Raw genomic sequence first — 16,272 nt, 5'->3', positions numbered from 1 at the left:
AATGCCTGGGATTATGCCTGAGCCTCCCAGAAAAACTCCACGCGAGCACTTCGACCATTATCGGACCAGCTCGCACGATCGCTCAACTGACGGATCAAACTGACGCCACGTCCCGACAGACGGACATCATCGACAGGACGCTCCATCACCCGCGCCACATCGAAACCCTTGCCACTGTCTTCGACCCGGACTGTCAGGCAACCGCCCTCGCCTGTTGGTGTCACCTGCAAATGCACCCGCACATAACCGTCGCGCAATTCGTCCAGGCGCGCATTGCGCTGCTGATAATAACGCGCAAAACCCGAAGCATCGCGCTTCAGACTCGAATCCAGGCCCAGCACGCCATGCTCCAGGGCGTTGGAATAAAGCTCTGCCATCACGCTGTAGAGTGCGCCACTCTGAGCTCGCAGGCCATGCACCTCAAGCAGCAACTGTAACAAGTACGGCAGCGGATTGAAGCGCTTGAGCGTGGCGGCACGGAACTCGAAACTCACCGACCAGTCCAGCGGGCTCGACTGGCCGCTGTCGGAATACACCGGCGCCGGCGGGCTCAGTTGCGCCGCATCCAACAGGCTGACCTCAACCATACTCACGTCATCGCGCGCCTCGCCGCGAAAGTCCCGCAGGGCCTGTTCGATCTCTTCGAACAGCGCATCAGGCTGACGATTGGCTGCAAATACCTGCTCCAATCGCTCTACGCCAAACAATTGCTCATTGGCATCGCAGGTATCGATCACCCCGTCAGATAGCAGAAACACCCGATCCCCGACGGCCATCGGGAACACCTCAGTGCGATCATCAAAGGATTGCGGACTCAGCACGCCCAGCGGCAAGTGCCGTGCCGTCAGAGCGATACGTTCGCCGCTGGCGGTACCGTGCAGGTAGCCGTCCGGCATCCCGCCGTTCCAGACCTCCACCGATCCTCGCTGAAAGCTCAGGCACAGCAGGGTCGCACAGCAGAACATGTCCACCGGCAGGATACGTTTGAGCTTGGCGTTCATCTCGCGCAGGGTTTCGGACAAACCGTAGCCCTTGGCCGTCATGCCGTAGAAGACTTCAGCCAGGGGCATCGCGCCGACGGCGGCCGGCAAACCATGACCGGTGAAATCGCCGAGCAATACATTCATGTCGCCGGCCGGGGTGAACGCGGCCAACAACAGATCGCCATTGAACAGCGCATAGGGCGATTGCAGGTAACGGATGTTCGGGGCGTTCAGGCAACCGGAATGGGCGACCTTGTCGAACACGGCTTTGGCCACCCGTTGTTCGTTGAGCAGGTAATCGTGGTGCCTGGCGATCAGGTCGCGCTGCTCCAGCACCGTGGCCTGCAAACGCCGCAAGCGGTCCATGGCCTTGATCTTGGCGGCGAGGATCACCTGGTTGTAAGGCTTTGCCAGAAAATCGTCGCCCCCGGCCTCCAGACAACGGGCCAGCGCTTCACTTTCGGTCAGCGACGTCAAAAAGATGATCGGTACCAGGGTTTCGCCGGCCAGCGTCTTGATCTGCTGCGCGGCCTCAAAGCCATCCATCACCGGCATCATGGCGTCCATCAGCACCAGGTGCGGCCGCTGCGAGCGAAACGCCTCGACCGCCTCGGCGCCGTTGGCGGCCGTCAGCACTTCATGGCCCTGGCGACGGACGATAGTCGACAGCAGCATGCGATCGGCTGCGCTGTCTTCGGCGATCAGGATCGTCAGCGGCTCGAGCGGCTGCATGACGCTCAACTGATGTCGAACAGCTTGTCGAAGTTGGAAATGGCGAGGATCTTCTTCACATCGGAACTGCTGTTGACGACGCGAATATCGGAATTGTCGCCACCGGCGTGATCACGCAGCAAGAGCAGCATGCCCAGCGCCGAGCTATCGAGATAAGTGGCTTTCTTGAGGTCCACCACAATGGACTCGGGTTTTTTGTTGAGTCGCTCGTAGGACTCGCGAAATTCCTGATGCCGACCGAAATCGAATCGTCCCTCGATCGAAATCGTCAGCTTTTTTCCATCCTGAGATACTTCTGTAACGACTGACATTTCACGGCTTCCTTGTCATTGGCGAACGTACGTGTACAAGGTTTAGCACCTGATGGAGGCTGGAGCAAGGCTGAAAAAATTGTACGGTTTGTGCAATCGCCTTCGCGGGCAAGCCTTCTACAGATTGCCGCCCCTTGTAGGAGCGAGGCTTGCCCGCGAAGAACGATAACCTGGGCGACCTGACTCAATACGGATCCTGACGCGGCAACCGCTGGGACAGTTCATCCAGCAGCTTCTGCTCGCGCTTGTCTTCCAGTTGCCGCGCCTCATCCCTGTAGCGCTGAACCAGTTTGCGCAAGCCTTCTACCCGGGCGAACGCCTGCTGCCAGGCTTCCCGGGATTTGTTCAGGTTGTTTTGATGCCAGTTCAGGCTCTGACGCTGCTGGTCGATGGCCGTGCCCAGTTGTGCAAGAAAGCCCTGATAGCCCAGCAGCCACTGGCCCGACACGCCGCTGCTGCCGCGCACGATCCATTGTTCCTGGTATTCCAGACGGAAGTTTTCCAGGTCGGCGAGTTTGCTTTCCGCCAGACGAACCTGACCCTGGAAGTGCCCCAGGCGCTGGACGGCGGTTTTCTCGGCTTTTTCGGCCATTTCCACCACCGGTGCCAGGCGTGCTGCGCGGCTCTGGGCCATGACCGGTTAACCGCCCGGCGCTGGCGCGAAGACCGAAGCAAGATGGCCTTCGCTGGCGCCCATGCTGATGTTGTCGTTCAAGCCCTGGCGCAGGTACATGGTCATGGCCGGCTGCAGATTGATCGCCGCGTCAGTTTCCCGGTCACCGCCGGGCACATAGGCGCCGACGCTGATCAGGTCGCGGCTCTGCTGATAGCGCGACCAGTATTGCTTGAACATCTGCGCGTGGTTCAAGTGCTTGATGCCGACCACCGACGGCATGACCCGGCTGATGGAGGCTTCGATATCGATGGCCGGGTAATGCCCTTCCTCGGCCAGACGCCGGGACAGCACGATGTGCCCGTCGAGCACGCCCCGCGCCGAGTCGGCGATCGGGTCTTGCTGATCGTCGCCTTCGGACAAAACCGTGTAGAACGCGGTGATCGAACCGCCGCCCTTTTCGGCGTTACCGGCCCGCTCCACCAGTTTCGGCAACTTGGCGAACACCGACGGCGGATAGCCCTTGGTCGCTGGCGGTTCGCCGATAGCCAGGGCGATTTCCCGCTGGGCCTGGGCGAAACGGGTCAGGGAATCCATGAGCAACAGGACATTCTTGCCCTTGTCGCGGAAGTACTCGGCGATCCGCGTGCAGTACATGGCCGCGCGCAAACGCATCAGCGGCGCATCATCCGCCGGCGACGCCACTACCACCGAACGCTTGAGCCCTTCTTCACCGAGGATGTGCTCGATGAACTCTTTAACTTCTCGACCCCGCTCACCGATCAGCCCGACGACGATAATGTCAGCCTCGGTAAAGCGGGTCATCATGCCCAGCAGCACACTCTTGCCCACGCCAGTACCGGCGAACAACCCGAGCCGCTGACCGCGACCGACCGTCAACAAACCGTTGATGCAGCGAATGCCTACGTCCAGCGGCTCGCTGATCGGTTCGCGCTTGAGCGGGTTGATGGTCGGGCCGTCCATCGGTACCCAGTCTTCGGCTTTCATGCCGCCCTTACCGTCCAGTGCGCGACCGGCGCCATCCAGCACCCGCCCGAGCATGCTCATGCCCATGGGCAGACGACCGGTATCGGCCAAGGGAACCACACGGGCACCAGGGGCGATGCCGGCTACGCTGCCGACCGGCATCAGAAAGACTTTGCTGCCAGAGAAGCCCATGACCTCGGCTTCGACCTGCACCGGGTGATAGCTGTCGTCATTGATGACCATGCAGCGACTGCCCATGGCGGCGCGTAAGCCTTCGGCTTCGAGGGTCAGGCCGACCATGCGCAGCAGGCGACCTTCGAGGATTGGCGCACCGGCAAGCTCCGTGGCCTCGGCATAGCTACCGAGGCGCTTGGCGAAGCTGGTGCGATCAAGGCGCATCGGGATCATCCAGTGACGGCTCGACCGGAGCGACCACAGGCTTTTCGTCGATCGGCAGCTCCAGGCTCAGGTCCGGCGCGGCCGGGTGCAGCGCCTGATCGTGCAATTGATCGAGCAGCTTGGCCATGACTTGGGTGATACGGGTTTCGATGGTGGCGTCGATGCGACTGTGTTCGGTCTCGACCCGGCAACCGCCCGGCAACAAGGACTCGTCCTCGACGATGCGCCAAGTTTCTTCATGGCGCTCGCGCAAGGCTTTGACCTGTTCGAAATCCTGCGGGTTGACGTACAGCCGCACGTTGCCCACGCCCAGCGGCAAGAGCTTGAGCGCTTCGCGCATGACGTGTTCGATCTGCGTCGAGTCGATGGCCAGTTCGCGCTGAATCACTTGCTTGGTGATGTGTTGCACAAGGTCGACCAGCGACTTTTCGATCTGGGTGTCCTGCTCGGCAATCGGCTCGAACAGGTTGACCATCAGTTGTTCCAGGCCAGCGATCTTGGCCGTCAGGGCCACTTCGGCTTCCTGACGGACCTTGAGCGTGGTGCTGTGGAAACCTTCTTTTTCGCCAACGGCGAAGCCTTCGTTGTAGGCCTCCTGGCGAATGCTTTCGAGCTCTTCGAGGGTCAGTGGCTGGACTTCCTCCAGCGGCACTTCTTCCATTTCCGGCGGTTCAGGCTCTGGCTCCGGCTCGGGTTCCGGCACAAACGGGTCGAAACTGGGCAGTGACCAGATGTCGAAACCACCGACGTCCTTGGCACGGATCAGGTCGGTATTGGACTCATCATGTTTGGACGACATAGTGACCTTAGATCATCTCTTCGCCGCCCTTCCCGCCGAGAACGATTTCTCCGGCTTCGGCCATACGGCGGGCAATGGTGAGGATTTCTTTCTGTGCGGTTTCCACGTCGCTGACACGCACCGGGCCTTTGGCCTCGAGGTCGTCGCGCAACAGTTCGGCCGCCCGTTTGGACATGTTCTTGAAGATCTTTTCCTTGACGCCTTCGTCCGAGCCTTTGAGGGCCAGCACCAGGACGTCCGAGGACACTTCGCGCAACAGCGCCTGAATGCCGCGGTCGTCGACATCGGACAGGTTGTTGAACACGAACATGAGGTCTTCGATCTGACCGGACAGGTCTTCGTCGACTTCGCGGATCGAGTCCATCAGCTGACCTTCGATCGAGCTGTCGAGGAAGTTCATGATGTCGGCCGCACGCTTGATGCCACCCAGGGTGGTGCGTGAGGCATTCGAGTTGCCGGAGAACTGCTTCTCGAGAATCTGGTTGAGTTCTTTCAGGGCCGCCGGTTGCACGGTGTTCAGCGAAGACACTCGCAGGATGATATCCAACCGGACCTTGTGGTCGAAGTTGCCCAGCACTTCGCCGGCCTGATCCGGGTCGAGGTACGCCACCACGATCGCTTGGATCTGCGGGTGCTCGTAACGGATCACATCGGCGACGGCGCGCGGCTCCATCCACTTCAGGCTGTCGAGGCCGCTGGTGTTGCCGCCCAGCAGGATCCGGTCGATCAGGCCGTTGGCCTTGTCTTCGCCCAAGGCCTGGGTGAGCATTTTGCGCACGTAGTCATCGGAACCGACACCCAGGCTGGTCTGGTCGCCGACGATGTCGACGAACTCGCTCATGACCTGTTCGACCTGCTCGCGGTGCACGTTACCCATCTGGGCCATGGCCACACCCACACGCTGGACCTCTTTGGGGCCCATGTGGCGCAGCACTTGCGCGGCGTCGGTAGAGCCCAGGGACAGCAGCAGAATCGCGGCTTTATCAACTCGGGACAGTTTGGCGACAGCGGCTCGGTTATCACTCATCTGCGTTAATCCACTCTTTCACGACCTGGGCCACGCGACCCGGATCTTCTGCCACCAGACTCTTGATTGCGTTCAACTGTGCGTCATAGCCTTCGCTCGGGCTCGGCAGCAGGATGCTGGTCGGGCCACCGAGGCTGACACGGTCGTTGGCCAGTTCGCCGTCCAGGCCGCCCATGCCACCGAGCTCGACGTCGCTACCCAGGCCAGCGAGTTGCTTGTCTTTGCCGCCACCGGTGATGTTGTTGAGCACCGGACGCAGCACGCCGAATACCAGCACCAGGATGAACAACACACCCAGCACTTGCTTGACGATGTCCCAGAACCACGGCTGGGAATAGAACGGAATCTCGGCGATCGCTTCACCGCGCTCGGCGGAGAACGGCATGTTGATCACACTGACGCTGTCGCCACGGCTGGCGTCGAAACCGACCGCGTCCTGTACCAGACGAGTGAAGCGCGCCAATTCATCGGCGCTCCACGGCGCACGAGTCGTTTCGCCATTGGCCGCATTGACCTTGACTTGGTCATCCACCACTACCGACACCGACAGGCGATTCAAACGGCCCTGCTGTTGTTTGGTATGGCTGATGGAACGGTCGAGTTCGAAATTCTTGGTGGATTGTTGACGCTTGTCGGCCGGGTACGGCGCCAGCATCGGCTGCCCGGTGGCCGGGTCCATGATTTGCTGACCGTTGGCATCGAGCAACGGCTGGCCTGGTTGCACCATGCCGGCCGACGCGGTAGCGCCACCGGTGGTTTGCGGAGCCGAGGCCGGCGATGGCGGCTGGTTGCTCAGGGCACCCGGCACACCTTGCGGACCATTGCTGGCGGTGCGTTGTTCGTTGACCGATTGCTCACTGCGCAATGCCGGCTGATCCGGGTTGAACTGCTCGGAAGTCGACTCGACGGCGCTGAAATCCACATCAGCCGAGACTTCGGCTTTATAGCGGTCGTTGCCCAGCACCGGTTGCAGAATGTTGTGCACACGCTGGGTGAGCATGCTTTCCATGCGGCGGCTGTAATCGAATTGCTTGCCGGCCATGGTCAGTTCGGAGTTTTCCGCCTGATCCGACAGCAGGTTGCCCTTCTGGTCGACCACGGTGATCTGCGACTTGCTCAGCTCGGGAACGCTGGTCGCCACCAGATTGATGATGGCGACGACCTGGCCCGGCTCCAGCGAGCGACCGGAATAGAGTTCAACCAGAACCGAAGCGCTGGGCTTGCGTTCATCTCGCACGAACACCGAACTTTTCGGAATCGCCAGGTGCACGCGGGCACCTTTGACGTTGTTCAGGCTGGAAATGGTTCGGGCCAGTTCGCCTTCGAGGCCGCGACGATAACGGGTCGCTTCCATGAACTGGCTGGTACCCAGCCCCTGCTCCCTGTCGAGGATCTCGAAACCGATGTTGCCGTCGCTGGGAGTGACACCAGCGCCCGCGAGCTTGAGCCGTGCACGGGACAGGTCATCGGCCTTGACCAGCAAGGCACCTGAGTTCGGTTCAACGGTATAGGGAATGTCGGCTGCGGCCAGGGTTTCCATGACCTGCTTGGCATCCATACCGGCAAGGCTGCCGTACAGAGGCCGGTAGTCTGGCTGCTGGGACCACAACACCACGGCAAAGCCAATCGCCACGCTCGCAGCCAGGCCGACCAACAGGCCCACCTGACGCAACATGGTCATCTCGGAGAGGTTTTCCAGGAAGGACAATCCGAACAGCGGCGGTTTGCCGTCTATTGGAGTGGCCTTGGCCGGAACATTATCGGCGATTGCTTCTGCCATGACTCAATCTCGTCCTTAAACCGGCATCTGCATGATGTCTTGGTAAGCCTGAACCAGCTTGTTACGCACTTGGGTCAGCGCCTGAAAAGACACGCTGGCCTTCTGTGAGGAAATCATCACGTCTGTCAGGTCGACGCCGCTTTTACCGATCTCGAAGGCACTGGCCAACTGACTGGACGCCTGCTGGGTGTCGTTCACTTTATTGACGGCCTGACCGAGCATGTCGGAAAAGCTGCTGCCACCCAGTTCAGGGACTGCGGCAGTCGATTTCGGCGCAGACATCGCATCCATTTGCATGGAGCGCATGTCCAGCATCAACCGATTGAATTCAATACCTTGGCTCATGGTTTCTCTCTTTGACGAAGCTACGTCTTTGGCTACCCGCAATTTTTTGACACTCACTCGGCGGGTACAGAGGTGTTAGCAACAAGGGTGCCAGCTCCGTGGCCGCTCTAAACAAAAGCTCTCCTGTGCTTTTGTTTGCCAACCTGTTACGTGGCGAACAAGTACGCTTCCACGTCCATTCCGGCGTCACGCATCTGCGCCAGCTTGTAGCGCAAGGTGCGCGGGCTGATGCCAAGCCGCTCGGCGGCTTCTTTGCGACGACCGCGCTCGGAGCGCAAGGTGTCAATAATCATCTGGAATTCACGGCGCCGCAGGTCATCGCCGAGAGCGCCCGCCGATTCGGCTTCGACTTCTATTGCGCGCACGGGCGTCGGCGCCAATGTCGGTAACGGCGCACACGCCACAGGCCCGGCCAGGCAGAAATCCTGCGGCTGGATCAAGCCGCCCTGCTGCAGAATCAAGGCACGCTGGATCGCGTTATCCAGTTCACGCACGTTGCCCGGCCACGGATAACTGATCAGGCACGCCTGCGCCTCGGGCGAGAGCTTCGCCGCGGCATGCTTCATTTTATTGACGTGTTTGGCCAGCAGACGCTCGGCCAGCGGCAGGATGTCGGCGGTGCGCTCGCGCAGCGGACGCCAGGCCAGCGGAAACACCGACAGGCGATAGTAAAGGTCTTCACGAAAACGCCCCGCCGCCACTTCAGCGGCCAGGTCACGGTTGGTGGTGGCGACCACTCGGATGTCCAGCGTGATCGGCTTGCGTGCGCCGACTCGCTCGACTTCACGCTCCTGCAATACCCGCAGTAATTTGGCTTGAAGGCCGAGGGGCATTTCGGAGATTTCATCGAGCAGGATCGTGCCGCCATCGGCCTGTTCGAACTTGCCGGCCTGCGCCGCGATGGCGCCGGTGAACGAACCCTTTTCGTGACCGAACAAGGTGGCTTCGAGCATGTTGTCCGGGATCGCTGCACAGTTGATCGCAATGAACGGCTGACTGGCGCGGTGAGAGTGCTGATGGATGTAACGCGCCAGCACTTCCTTGCCGGTCCCGGACTCACCGGAGATCAACACCGTGGAATCACTGCGCGCCACCCGCGCGGCCAACTCCAGCAATTGCGCACTGGCGGGCTCGAACGCCACAGGCCCTTCACTCTCGGTCGCGCCGAGATTGCCCAGTGCGTGACGCGCCACCAGATCGAGCAAGGCTTTGGGTTCGAACGGTTTGACCAGATAATCCGCCGCGCCCTGACGCATGGCGTCGACCGCGCGCTCGACAGCGCCGTGAGCGGTCATCAGCAACACCGGCAACTGCGGCTGACGAGCCCGCAGCAATCCCAGCAGTTGATGACCGTCCATGCCCGGCATGTTGACGTCGCTGAGCACCAGGTTAAATGCCTCGGCGCCGACCGCTGTCAGTGCCTCCTCCGCCGAACCGACCGCCGTGTAATCGTGCCCGGCAAGCAACAGCGTATCGGCCAATGCTTCCCGTAGCGCGCGGTCATCCTCGACCAGTAAAACCTTGATGGCCATGTCCTTCACTTCACTCCCTGAGCGCTAGGCTCTTCACCCGAAAAAAGCGGCAAGATCACCTGCGCGCAAGTGCCGCGACCCGGCCGCGAACGCAACAGCAATTCTCCCTGATGAGCACGGGCCACCGCCTTGACTACGGTCAGACCCAGGCCGGTGCCGGTGGTTTTAGTGGTAAAAAACGGCTCACCCAAACGCGCCAGCACCTTCGTGTCGATGCCACTGCCGCTGTCGCTGACGCACAAGCGCAGGTTATTGCCGCGGGTATACAGGTGAACCTTCAAACGAACATCGCCGGCGCTGGCCTGAACAGCGTTCTCGATCAGATTGAGGATCGCCCCAACCAAGGTGTCGCGATTGCACAACAACTCACCGGCATGACTGTCGCACTGCCAGCGAATCGGCAGGTCCTGAACATGGGTCAGCGCTGCCGCTTGCAGCGACTGCATCAGCATCTTGGGGGTGACGCGATCGGTCAGCGGCAGCTCGCCGCGAGCGAACACCAGCATGTCGCGAACCTGGTGTTCCAGCTCATGCAAACGCTCTTTCAGGCGCCCGGCAAAACGCTGCTGGGTCTCGACCGGCAACTCCTGCTCAGTCAAATGGCTGGCATAGAGCAATGCAGCAGACAACGGTGTGCGAATCTGATGAGCCAACGACGCGACCATACGACCCAGAGACGACAGCCGCTCATGACGAGCCAGTTGATCTTGCAGGTGACGGGTTTCAGTCAGGTCGTTGAGCAGCACCAACTGACCGGGCTCGGCATCCAGCGAGCGCGTGGCGATCGACAAACGCCGACCGTCCTTGAGGGAGATTTCATGACCGTCGTCTTCGCGCGGTGCAAAGCATCGGGCAATCACATGACGCCACAGCTCGCCTTCGAGGGGCCGGCCGAGCAGTTCGCTTGCGGCGGGATTGGCTTCGCGCACGATGCCTTGGGCGTCGATGACGATGACACCGCCAGGCAACAGATCGAGGAGATTTTGCAGGCGATTAGCCAGGCGTTCTTTTTCCGCCAGCTCCTGCATGCGCTGAGCACTGACCACCGCCAGTTCGCCCTTGAGCTCGGTGACCCGGGCTTCGAGCATGCTGTAGGAATCGGTCAATTGGCTCGACATCTGGTTGAACAGCGCAAACGCCTGCTCAAGGCCAAGCCCGCTTGCCTGCTCTACGGACGACGGTTGCCCCGGAGCATCAAGGGCAGGAGACATCTGGGCGGCTTGGGGCATCGGACTCTCTCGCATGGTTGACCGTCAGTTAAACGGAACGTTGCGAGGGATGTAGCAATACCCGTGCCTAAAAAAAACCGCCTATAAATGAAGGAGTTGAAAAACAGGCGTCAATCATCCGCCTGTTCATCACCGTCACGACGACTCATGCCGTACTTGCGCATCTTCTCCACCAGCGTGGTGCGACGAATCCGCAGCCGTTCGGCCGCCCGCGCCACGATGCCATTGGCATCATCCAGCGCCTGCTGAATCAGCCCTTGTTCCAGACCGCCGAGGTAGTCCTTCAGGTCCAGGCCTTCCGGCGGCAGCAGCGCATTGGCGGTGAAGTCCGGGGTATGACCGTTGATGGCCACCCGCTCTTCAAGATCGCTGCGCAGGCTGTCGACCAGTTGCTCGTCTTCGTCATCGACGTAGCGGAATTTCTTCGGCAACTCGACCACGCCGATCACCCCGTACGGGTGCATGATCGCCATGCGCTCCACCAGGTTGGCGAGCTCGCGAACGTTGCCCGGCCAACCGTGACGGCACAGCGACATGATCGCCGCCGAATTGAAACGGATCGAACCGCGCTTCTCGTGCTCCATGCGCGAGATCAACTCGTTCATCAGTAGCGGGATGTCTTCGACGCGTTCGCGCAATGGCGCCATCTCGATCGGGAACACGTTCAGGCGATAGTAGAGATCTTCGCGGAAGGTGCCGATCTCGATCATGCTTTCGAGATTCTTGTGGGTCGCCGCAATGATCCGCACATCGACACTTTGGGTCTTGTTGCTACCCACGCGCTCGAAGGTGCGTTCCTGCAAGACACGCAGCAGCTTGACCTGCATCGGCAGCGGCATGTCGCCGATTTCGTCGAGGAACAAGGTACCGCCATTGGCCAGCTCGAAACGCCCAGCACGACTGGTGATCGCTCCGGTGAAGGCGCCCTTCTCGTGGCCGAACAATTCGCTTTCCAGCAACTCGGCCGGGATCGCCCCGCAGTTGACCGGAACGAACGGCGCGTCACGACGCTTGGAGTGGTAGTGCAGATTGCGCGCGACCACTTCCTTGCCGGTCCCGGACTCGCCGAGGATCAGCACACTGGCGTCGGTGTCGGCGACCTGCTGCATCATCTGCCGGACGTGCTGAATCGCCCGGCTGGTGCCGACAAGGCTGCGGAAAAGATTGGGTTCACGGTGACGACCACGCTCACGGGCCTGGTCATACATCTCGCGATAGACCTGGGCACGGTGCAACGAGTCGAGCAATTTGCTGTAGCTGGGCGGCATTTCGAGAGTCGAAAGCACTCGGCGACGCTGGTCTTCCGGCAAGTCAATGGAAGAATTATCGCCCATTAACAAAACTGGAAGGAACTCATCCCAGGTTGAGAGTGTCTTTAACAGGCCCAAAAGTGCACCAGGAGCATTTACCGTCCCGATGAGGACACAGATTACTTCACGACTTGATGACAAAGAGCCGACCGCCTGCTGCCAGTCATGGCTGCCACAGGGTAAATTTTCTTCGCCGAGAAAATTTAAAATCACCGCCAAATCGCGGCGGCGGACGCTATCGTCATCAATCAGCAGAATTTTGGTTTCACGCCACATGCAATAGCAACTTCCCTAGTCAACTCAATGCCCAAAATGAGGGGCAAGCTAGACGCTTGCAGACACGTTATGCCTGTAGACGCCTGAAATCTGGAACCAGCCACTAGTTAAGTCAAAAAACCGTGCACAGTCAAATTTATGGCGCACTATGTTTGGATTAACTGAGGGTTAACTACCCAAACAGATGGTAAACCTTTGCCGCGCTCTGCGCTTGGTGGATCTGCGACATCTCGTCGACTATCGCCTGGCGCTCCCCCGTCGCCGCCTCCAGAAGCTGTTTATACACCCCCAGCAACTCCTCAAGGTTGTCGCGCAACGCGGCCTCGTCCACCGAAGCTTCACTCAAGACGTCTTCCATGCAGGAACGGCAAGCCAGGTCCAACTCGCCAATGGCTTCCCAGTTGCGCTCGGCCAATGCACCTACGAGGGCATCGCGGGTTTGTTCGATTCGCTGCAAGACAAGACTCATGGTGATCTCCTTAAAACTGCGGACCCGGCGCGGCAATGGCATCCCAACCGTCTTTGACCGTGCGAAGCAGGTCGGCGACTTCGTCGAGAATTTTTGGATCGGTCTTGATGTTGGCTTCAGCCAAACGCTTCATCATGTAGGTGTAGAGGTTATCCAGCTCAGTCACCGAATCAGCCTGGTTTTCCAGATCCAGTCCTTCACGCAGACCACCGATGATGCCGATGGCCTTGCCGATCAGAACACCTTTGTTGGCGACATCCTTGCGCTCCATGGCACCTTTGGCCTGAGCGATGCGATCCAGTCCGCCCTCCATAAGCATTTGCACCAGACGATGAGGACTGGCCTCGGAAGTCTGGGCTTGCGCGCCAATCTTCTGATACTGCCGAAGGGCTAACATCGGGTTCATGCTGTACCTCATCCAAACTCTATGATTCGTATATTCACTCTATCGACACGGCGTCAAAAATCTTTAGACCAAACCCAAAAAAGCCCGACAAGCGGAATCCGCTGCCGGGCTTTTGGCGTTTGTGCACTACGAGGCGTTTTTCTGCGCGTTCATCGCCTCGAACATCGAGGTGATGTTGCTGGCAGTCGCCTTGAGCTTGCCAACCAGAGAATCCATGTCGTTGTACTTCTTGGTCAGCACCGCCGTCAGCGTTTCGATGCGGCGGTCAAGGGCCGCCTGCTGGTTGGCCAGATTCGTCTTGGCCTTGGCCAGGTTGGTCGAACGGGCGTCGAGGATCCCTTGACTGCCAGTGACCGTGTAAGGGGTGATTGCATCGTTCATGCGTGTCAACAAGCCCTTGGCGGCATCGCCAGTCGCTGTCGGATCGCCCAGGAACAGCTTCTGAACCTCACCACCGAGTTTCTGGGTGTCCATCGCGGTCGTGAACTTGGTGCTATCGAAATCCAGCGCACCGGTTTTCTGATTGGTGGTGATACCCAACTGCGACAGAACAGTGAGCTTGTCACCGGCACCAGTCGTCACCAACGGCGAACGAATGGATGCCAAAATGCCGCGCGCCAAAGGGTCACCGGTCAGTGCAGCAGCAATGGTCGGGTTGCCCTCGTCATCCAGGGAAGGCTTGGTCAACGCGTTGATACTGGTCACAACCTGGTTGTAAGCATCAACGAAAGTCTGGATGGATTTTTTCAGGCCATCACTGTTCGGACCAACCGTCACAGTCGTCTCACCACCGGCGACCAGATTCAGGGTCAAGCCGGAAATAGCCGCGTCAACCTTGTTGCTTTTGCTGGTCAGCGCGAGCCCGTCCACGGTGAAATTGGCGTCTTTCGCGAAATCGCCGATGGCACCTGCCGAAGTCGCTGTCGGTGTTGTACCCATTTGCTCGCCGGCGTTGATTTCCAGACCCGCGATACCGCTGAGGGTGATATCGGAACCGGCACCGGTCGCCGTGGAGCCCATCACCAGACGCGAGCCAAACGAGTCAGTCACGATGTTGGCACTGAAGCCATTCGCACCCTGCTGGGTGTTGATCGCATCGCGAACCGACTGCAACGTCGCGCCCGCCGGAATGGTGACAGAACTGGTAACGCCGTTTTGCGTGATATTGAGCGTGCCGCTCGGAATGGCACTACTGGTACCGCCGGCAAAGGCTGCGGTGGCCACTTTGGACGAGGTCGCAAGGTTCGTGACCTTGACCACGTAAGTACCGTTGACGGCCGTGTTACTCGCTACAGCGGTCAATACTTTCGCGTCGGCGGACGTGGCGTTGTAGCCCAGGAATTGCGGAGTCTGCGTACTACCCAGATTCTTGATCGCAGTCTGGAAATTCGCCAGGACACTTTTGAGAGAACCAATACCGGAAATCTGCGCGGTGTTGGTGGCCGTCTGACGATCGATCTGATTCTGCTTGGCCGCCTTGTCGGCATTGACCAAGGCTTTGACGATGGCACCGGTATCAAGGCCGGAGCCTAAACCCGTGCCCGGTAGAATTGGACTTGCCATGTGAAACTCCCTTCAGTGTGTCGCCGGCCTTTTGACCACTACAACGCCCAAAAGAACATAGCAACAAAATTCGTGCCAGTTGTCAGACTTTTGCGCTGAACAACAGGCTGCTTGCATCATTCAAATTGTTCGCCAGCTTAAGGACTTCTTCGTTGGGGATCTGACGGACCACCTCACCGGAGTCACTGGCAATCACTTTGACCACAACTTTGCCTGAAGGCTCGTCAATCGAGAACTCCAGGTTGCGCTTGACTGACTGAACGAACTTTTCGATTTCCTGAACGGCCATCTTCAGTTTTTCCTGCTCGGTCTGGTCTTTTTTACCTTCTTCCTTGACGGCAACCACTGGCGCAGTTTCCGCTCGAGGCTTTTCCGCAGGCTTATCGGCAACAGTCGTCGCCTGCTGCGCCGCAGGATAAGACAAGTTCAGCTTGACGCTCATATCCATGTCCATCACCTCTTAAAGTAAAAAGCGAGAGAGCGCGACAAGCGCACTCCCCCGCCAAAACTCATCAGCGATTACTGAAGCAGTTTCAGTACAGCGGATGGCAGTTGGTTGGCCTGGGCCAGAACTGCGGTGGAAGCTTGTTGCAGAGTTTGTTGCTTGGTCAGCTGTGCAGTTTCAGCAGCGAAGTCGGTATCTTGTACGCGGCTCAGTGCAGCACTGGCGTTTTCGTTGATGTTCTGCAGGTTGGAAATGGTAGTCGAGAAACGGTTCTGAGCAGCACCCAGGTCAGCGCGAGTGGCGTTGATGTTTGCCAGAGCAGCGTCGATAGCGGAAATCGAAGCGTCAACGTTGGTGTGGTTAACACCGTTGGAAGTGCCGGAAATGGCAGTACCGGTCATGCCCAGGGCGCTGGCGTCGAAGCTGGTCGACAGGGTCAGAGTGATCTGGTTGTCGGAAGTGGTGTTCGAACCTACCTGGAACTGCATCGCACCAGCAGTACCGTCGATCAGCGCTTTACCGTTCAGGTTGGTCGACTCAGCGATACGGGTCAGTTCCTCGATCGACTGTTGGTATTCTTTGTCCAGAGCGGTACGGTCAGCAGTGCCGTTGGAATCGTTACGCGATTGCAGTGCGATTTCACGCATACGCTGCAAAATGTTGGTCGACTCTTGCAGAGCGCCTTCAGCAGTCTGAGCGATCGAAACACCGTCGTTGGCGTTTTTGATAGCCATGGTCTGGCCACGGATCTGCGAAGTCATACGGGTAGCGATCTGCAGGCCGGCGGCGTCGTCTTTGGCGCTGTTGATTTTCAGGCCGGAGGACAGGCGGGTCATCGAAGTCGACAGTGCGTCGGACGCACGGTTCAGGTTCTTCTGAACACTCAGGGAAGTAGTGTTGGTGTTTACTGTTAAAGCCATGACGAATTCCTCGTTGGTTGGGTACTGCGGCTTCCGGCCCTGGCAACCGCCCGGTATGGCCTAGAGAACCTTCGTAATAGTTATCGTCGTCAATGCAGGTTGCTTGAGGGGATTTTTGAAATTTTTTGCCATCACCCTGCCACCCC

The 16,272-nt window shown here is 59.2% G+C and carries 16 protein-coding genes; all 16 read right to left on the bottom strand.

What is annotated here, in order from left to right; genetic code table 11:
- Positions 1–11 precede the first annotated feature (11 nt).
- Complete coding sequence (locus MMG91_RS18025; RefSeq protein WP_310660305.1) at positions 12–1,715, bottom strand: fused response regulator/phosphatase; 1,704 nt, start codon at positions 1,713–1,715, stop codon at positions 12–14.
- A gap of 5 nt (positions 1,716–1,720) precedes the next feature.
- Positions 1,721–2,026 (bottom strand): STAS domain-containing protein, encoded by a 306-nt coding sequence (locus MMG91_RS18020; protein WP_310660304.1) that lies wholly within the window; start codon positions 2,024–2,026, stop codon positions 1,721–1,723.
- Positions 2,027–2,210: 184 nt separating this feature from the next.
- The gene (fliJ, locus tag MMG91_RS18015; RefSeq protein WP_310660303.1) at positions 2,211–2,660 is read right to left on the bottom strand and encodes a flagellar export protein FliJ; all 450 of its coding nucleotides are present in this window, start codon (positions 2,658–2,660) and stop codon (positions 2,211–2,213) included.
- Between the two features lie 6 nt (positions 2,661–2,666).
- Positions 2,667–4,025 (bottom strand): flagellar protein export ATPase FliI, encoded by a 1,359-nt coding sequence (fliI, locus tag MMG91_RS18010; protein WP_305448754.1) that lies wholly within the window; start codon positions 4,023–4,025, stop codon positions 2,667–2,669.
- Entirely contained in the window at positions 4,015–4,824 is an 810-nt protein-coding gene (fliH, locus tag MMG91_RS18005) for a flagellar assembly protein FliH (RefSeq protein WP_310660302.1), read from the bottom strand. The genes fliI and fliH overlap by 11 nt, the downstream gene beginning before the upstream one ends.
- 7 nt (positions 4,825–4,831) lie before the next feature.
- Positions 4,832–5,851: a flagellar motor switch protein FliG gene (gene fliG / locus MMG91_RS18000; RefSeq protein WP_003184041.1), complete on the bottom strand. Its 1,020-nt coding sequence runs from the start codon at positions 5,849–5,851 to the stop codon at positions 4,832–4,834.
- Complete coding sequence (fliF, locus tag MMG91_RS17995) at positions 5,844–7,631, bottom strand: flagellar basal-body MS-ring/collar protein FliF (protein WP_310660301.1); 1,788 nt, start codon at positions 7,629–7,631, stop codon at positions 5,844–5,846. The genes fliG and fliF overlap by 8 nt, the downstream gene beginning before the upstream one ends.
- A 15-nt stretch (positions 7,632–7,646) precedes the next feature.
- Positions 7,647–7,976: a flagellar hook-basal body complex protein FliE gene (gene fliE, locus MMG91_RS17990; protein ID WP_010456962.1), complete on the bottom strand. Its 330-nt coding sequence runs from the start codon at positions 7,974–7,976 to the stop codon at positions 7,647–7,649.
- 146 nt (positions 7,977–8,122) lie between these two features.
- Complete coding sequence (locus MMG91_RS17985) at positions 8,123–9,508, bottom strand: sigma-54 dependent transcriptional regulator (protein WP_310660300.1); 1,386 nt, start codon at positions 9,506–9,508, stop codon at positions 8,123–8,125.
- Positions 9,509–9,513: 5 nt separating this feature from the next.
- Complete coding sequence (locus tag MMG91_RS17980; protein WP_310660340.1) at positions 9,514–10,719, bottom strand: ATP-binding protein; 1,206 nt, start codon at positions 10,717–10,719, stop codon at positions 9,514–9,516.
- A gap of 128 nt (positions 10,720–10,847) precedes the next feature.
- Positions 10,848–12,323: a sigma-54 dependent transcriptional regulator gene (locus MMG91_RS17975; RefSeq protein ID WP_007894189.1), complete on the bottom strand. Its 1,476-nt coding sequence runs from the start codon at positions 12,321–12,323 to the stop codon at positions 10,848–10,850.
- 172 nt (positions 12,324–12,495) lie between these two features.
- The gene (locus MMG91_RS17970) at positions 12,496–12,792 is read right to left on the bottom strand and encodes a hypothetical protein (protein WP_008006639.1); all 297 of its coding nucleotides are present in this window, start codon (positions 12,790–12,792) and stop codon (positions 12,496–12,498) included.
- 10 nt (positions 12,793–12,802) lie between these two features.
- A complete protein-coding gene (gene fliS / locus MMG91_RS17965; protein WP_310660299.1) occupies positions 12,803–13,198 on the bottom strand; it encodes a flagellar export chaperone FliS in 396 nt (131 codons plus the stop codon).
- 126 nt (positions 13,199–13,324) lie between these two features.
- Complete coding sequence (gene fliD / locus MMG91_RS17960; RefSeq protein WP_310660298.1) at positions 13,325–14,761, bottom strand: flagellar filament capping protein FliD; 1,437 nt, start codon at positions 14,759–14,761, stop codon at positions 13,325–13,327.
- An 82-nt stretch (positions 14,762–14,843) separates the two neighbouring features.
- Complete coding sequence (locus MMG91_RS17955; RefSeq protein ID WP_310660297.1) at positions 14,844–15,209, bottom strand: flagellar protein FlaG; 366 nt, start codon at positions 15,207–15,209, stop codon at positions 14,844–14,846.
- 71 nt (positions 15,210–15,280) lie between these two features.
- Positions 15,281–16,126, bottom strand: a complete 846-nt coding sequence (locus tag MMG91_RS17950; RefSeq protein WP_310660296.1) for a flagellin domain-containing protein — start codon at positions 16,124–16,126, stop codon at positions 15,281–15,283.
- Positions 16,127–16,272 lie beyond the last annotated feature (146 nt).

This window comes from Pseudomonas sp. JL3, from assembly GCF_031570575.1.
Classification (GTDB): Bacteria; Pseudomonadota; Gammaproteobacteria; order Pseudomonadales; family Pseudomonadaceae; genus Aquipseudomonas; species Aquipseudomonas cucumis.
The sequence above is the reverse complement of the archived record's forward strand: the minus strand, read 5'-3'. Positions and strand labels throughout refer to the sequence as shown.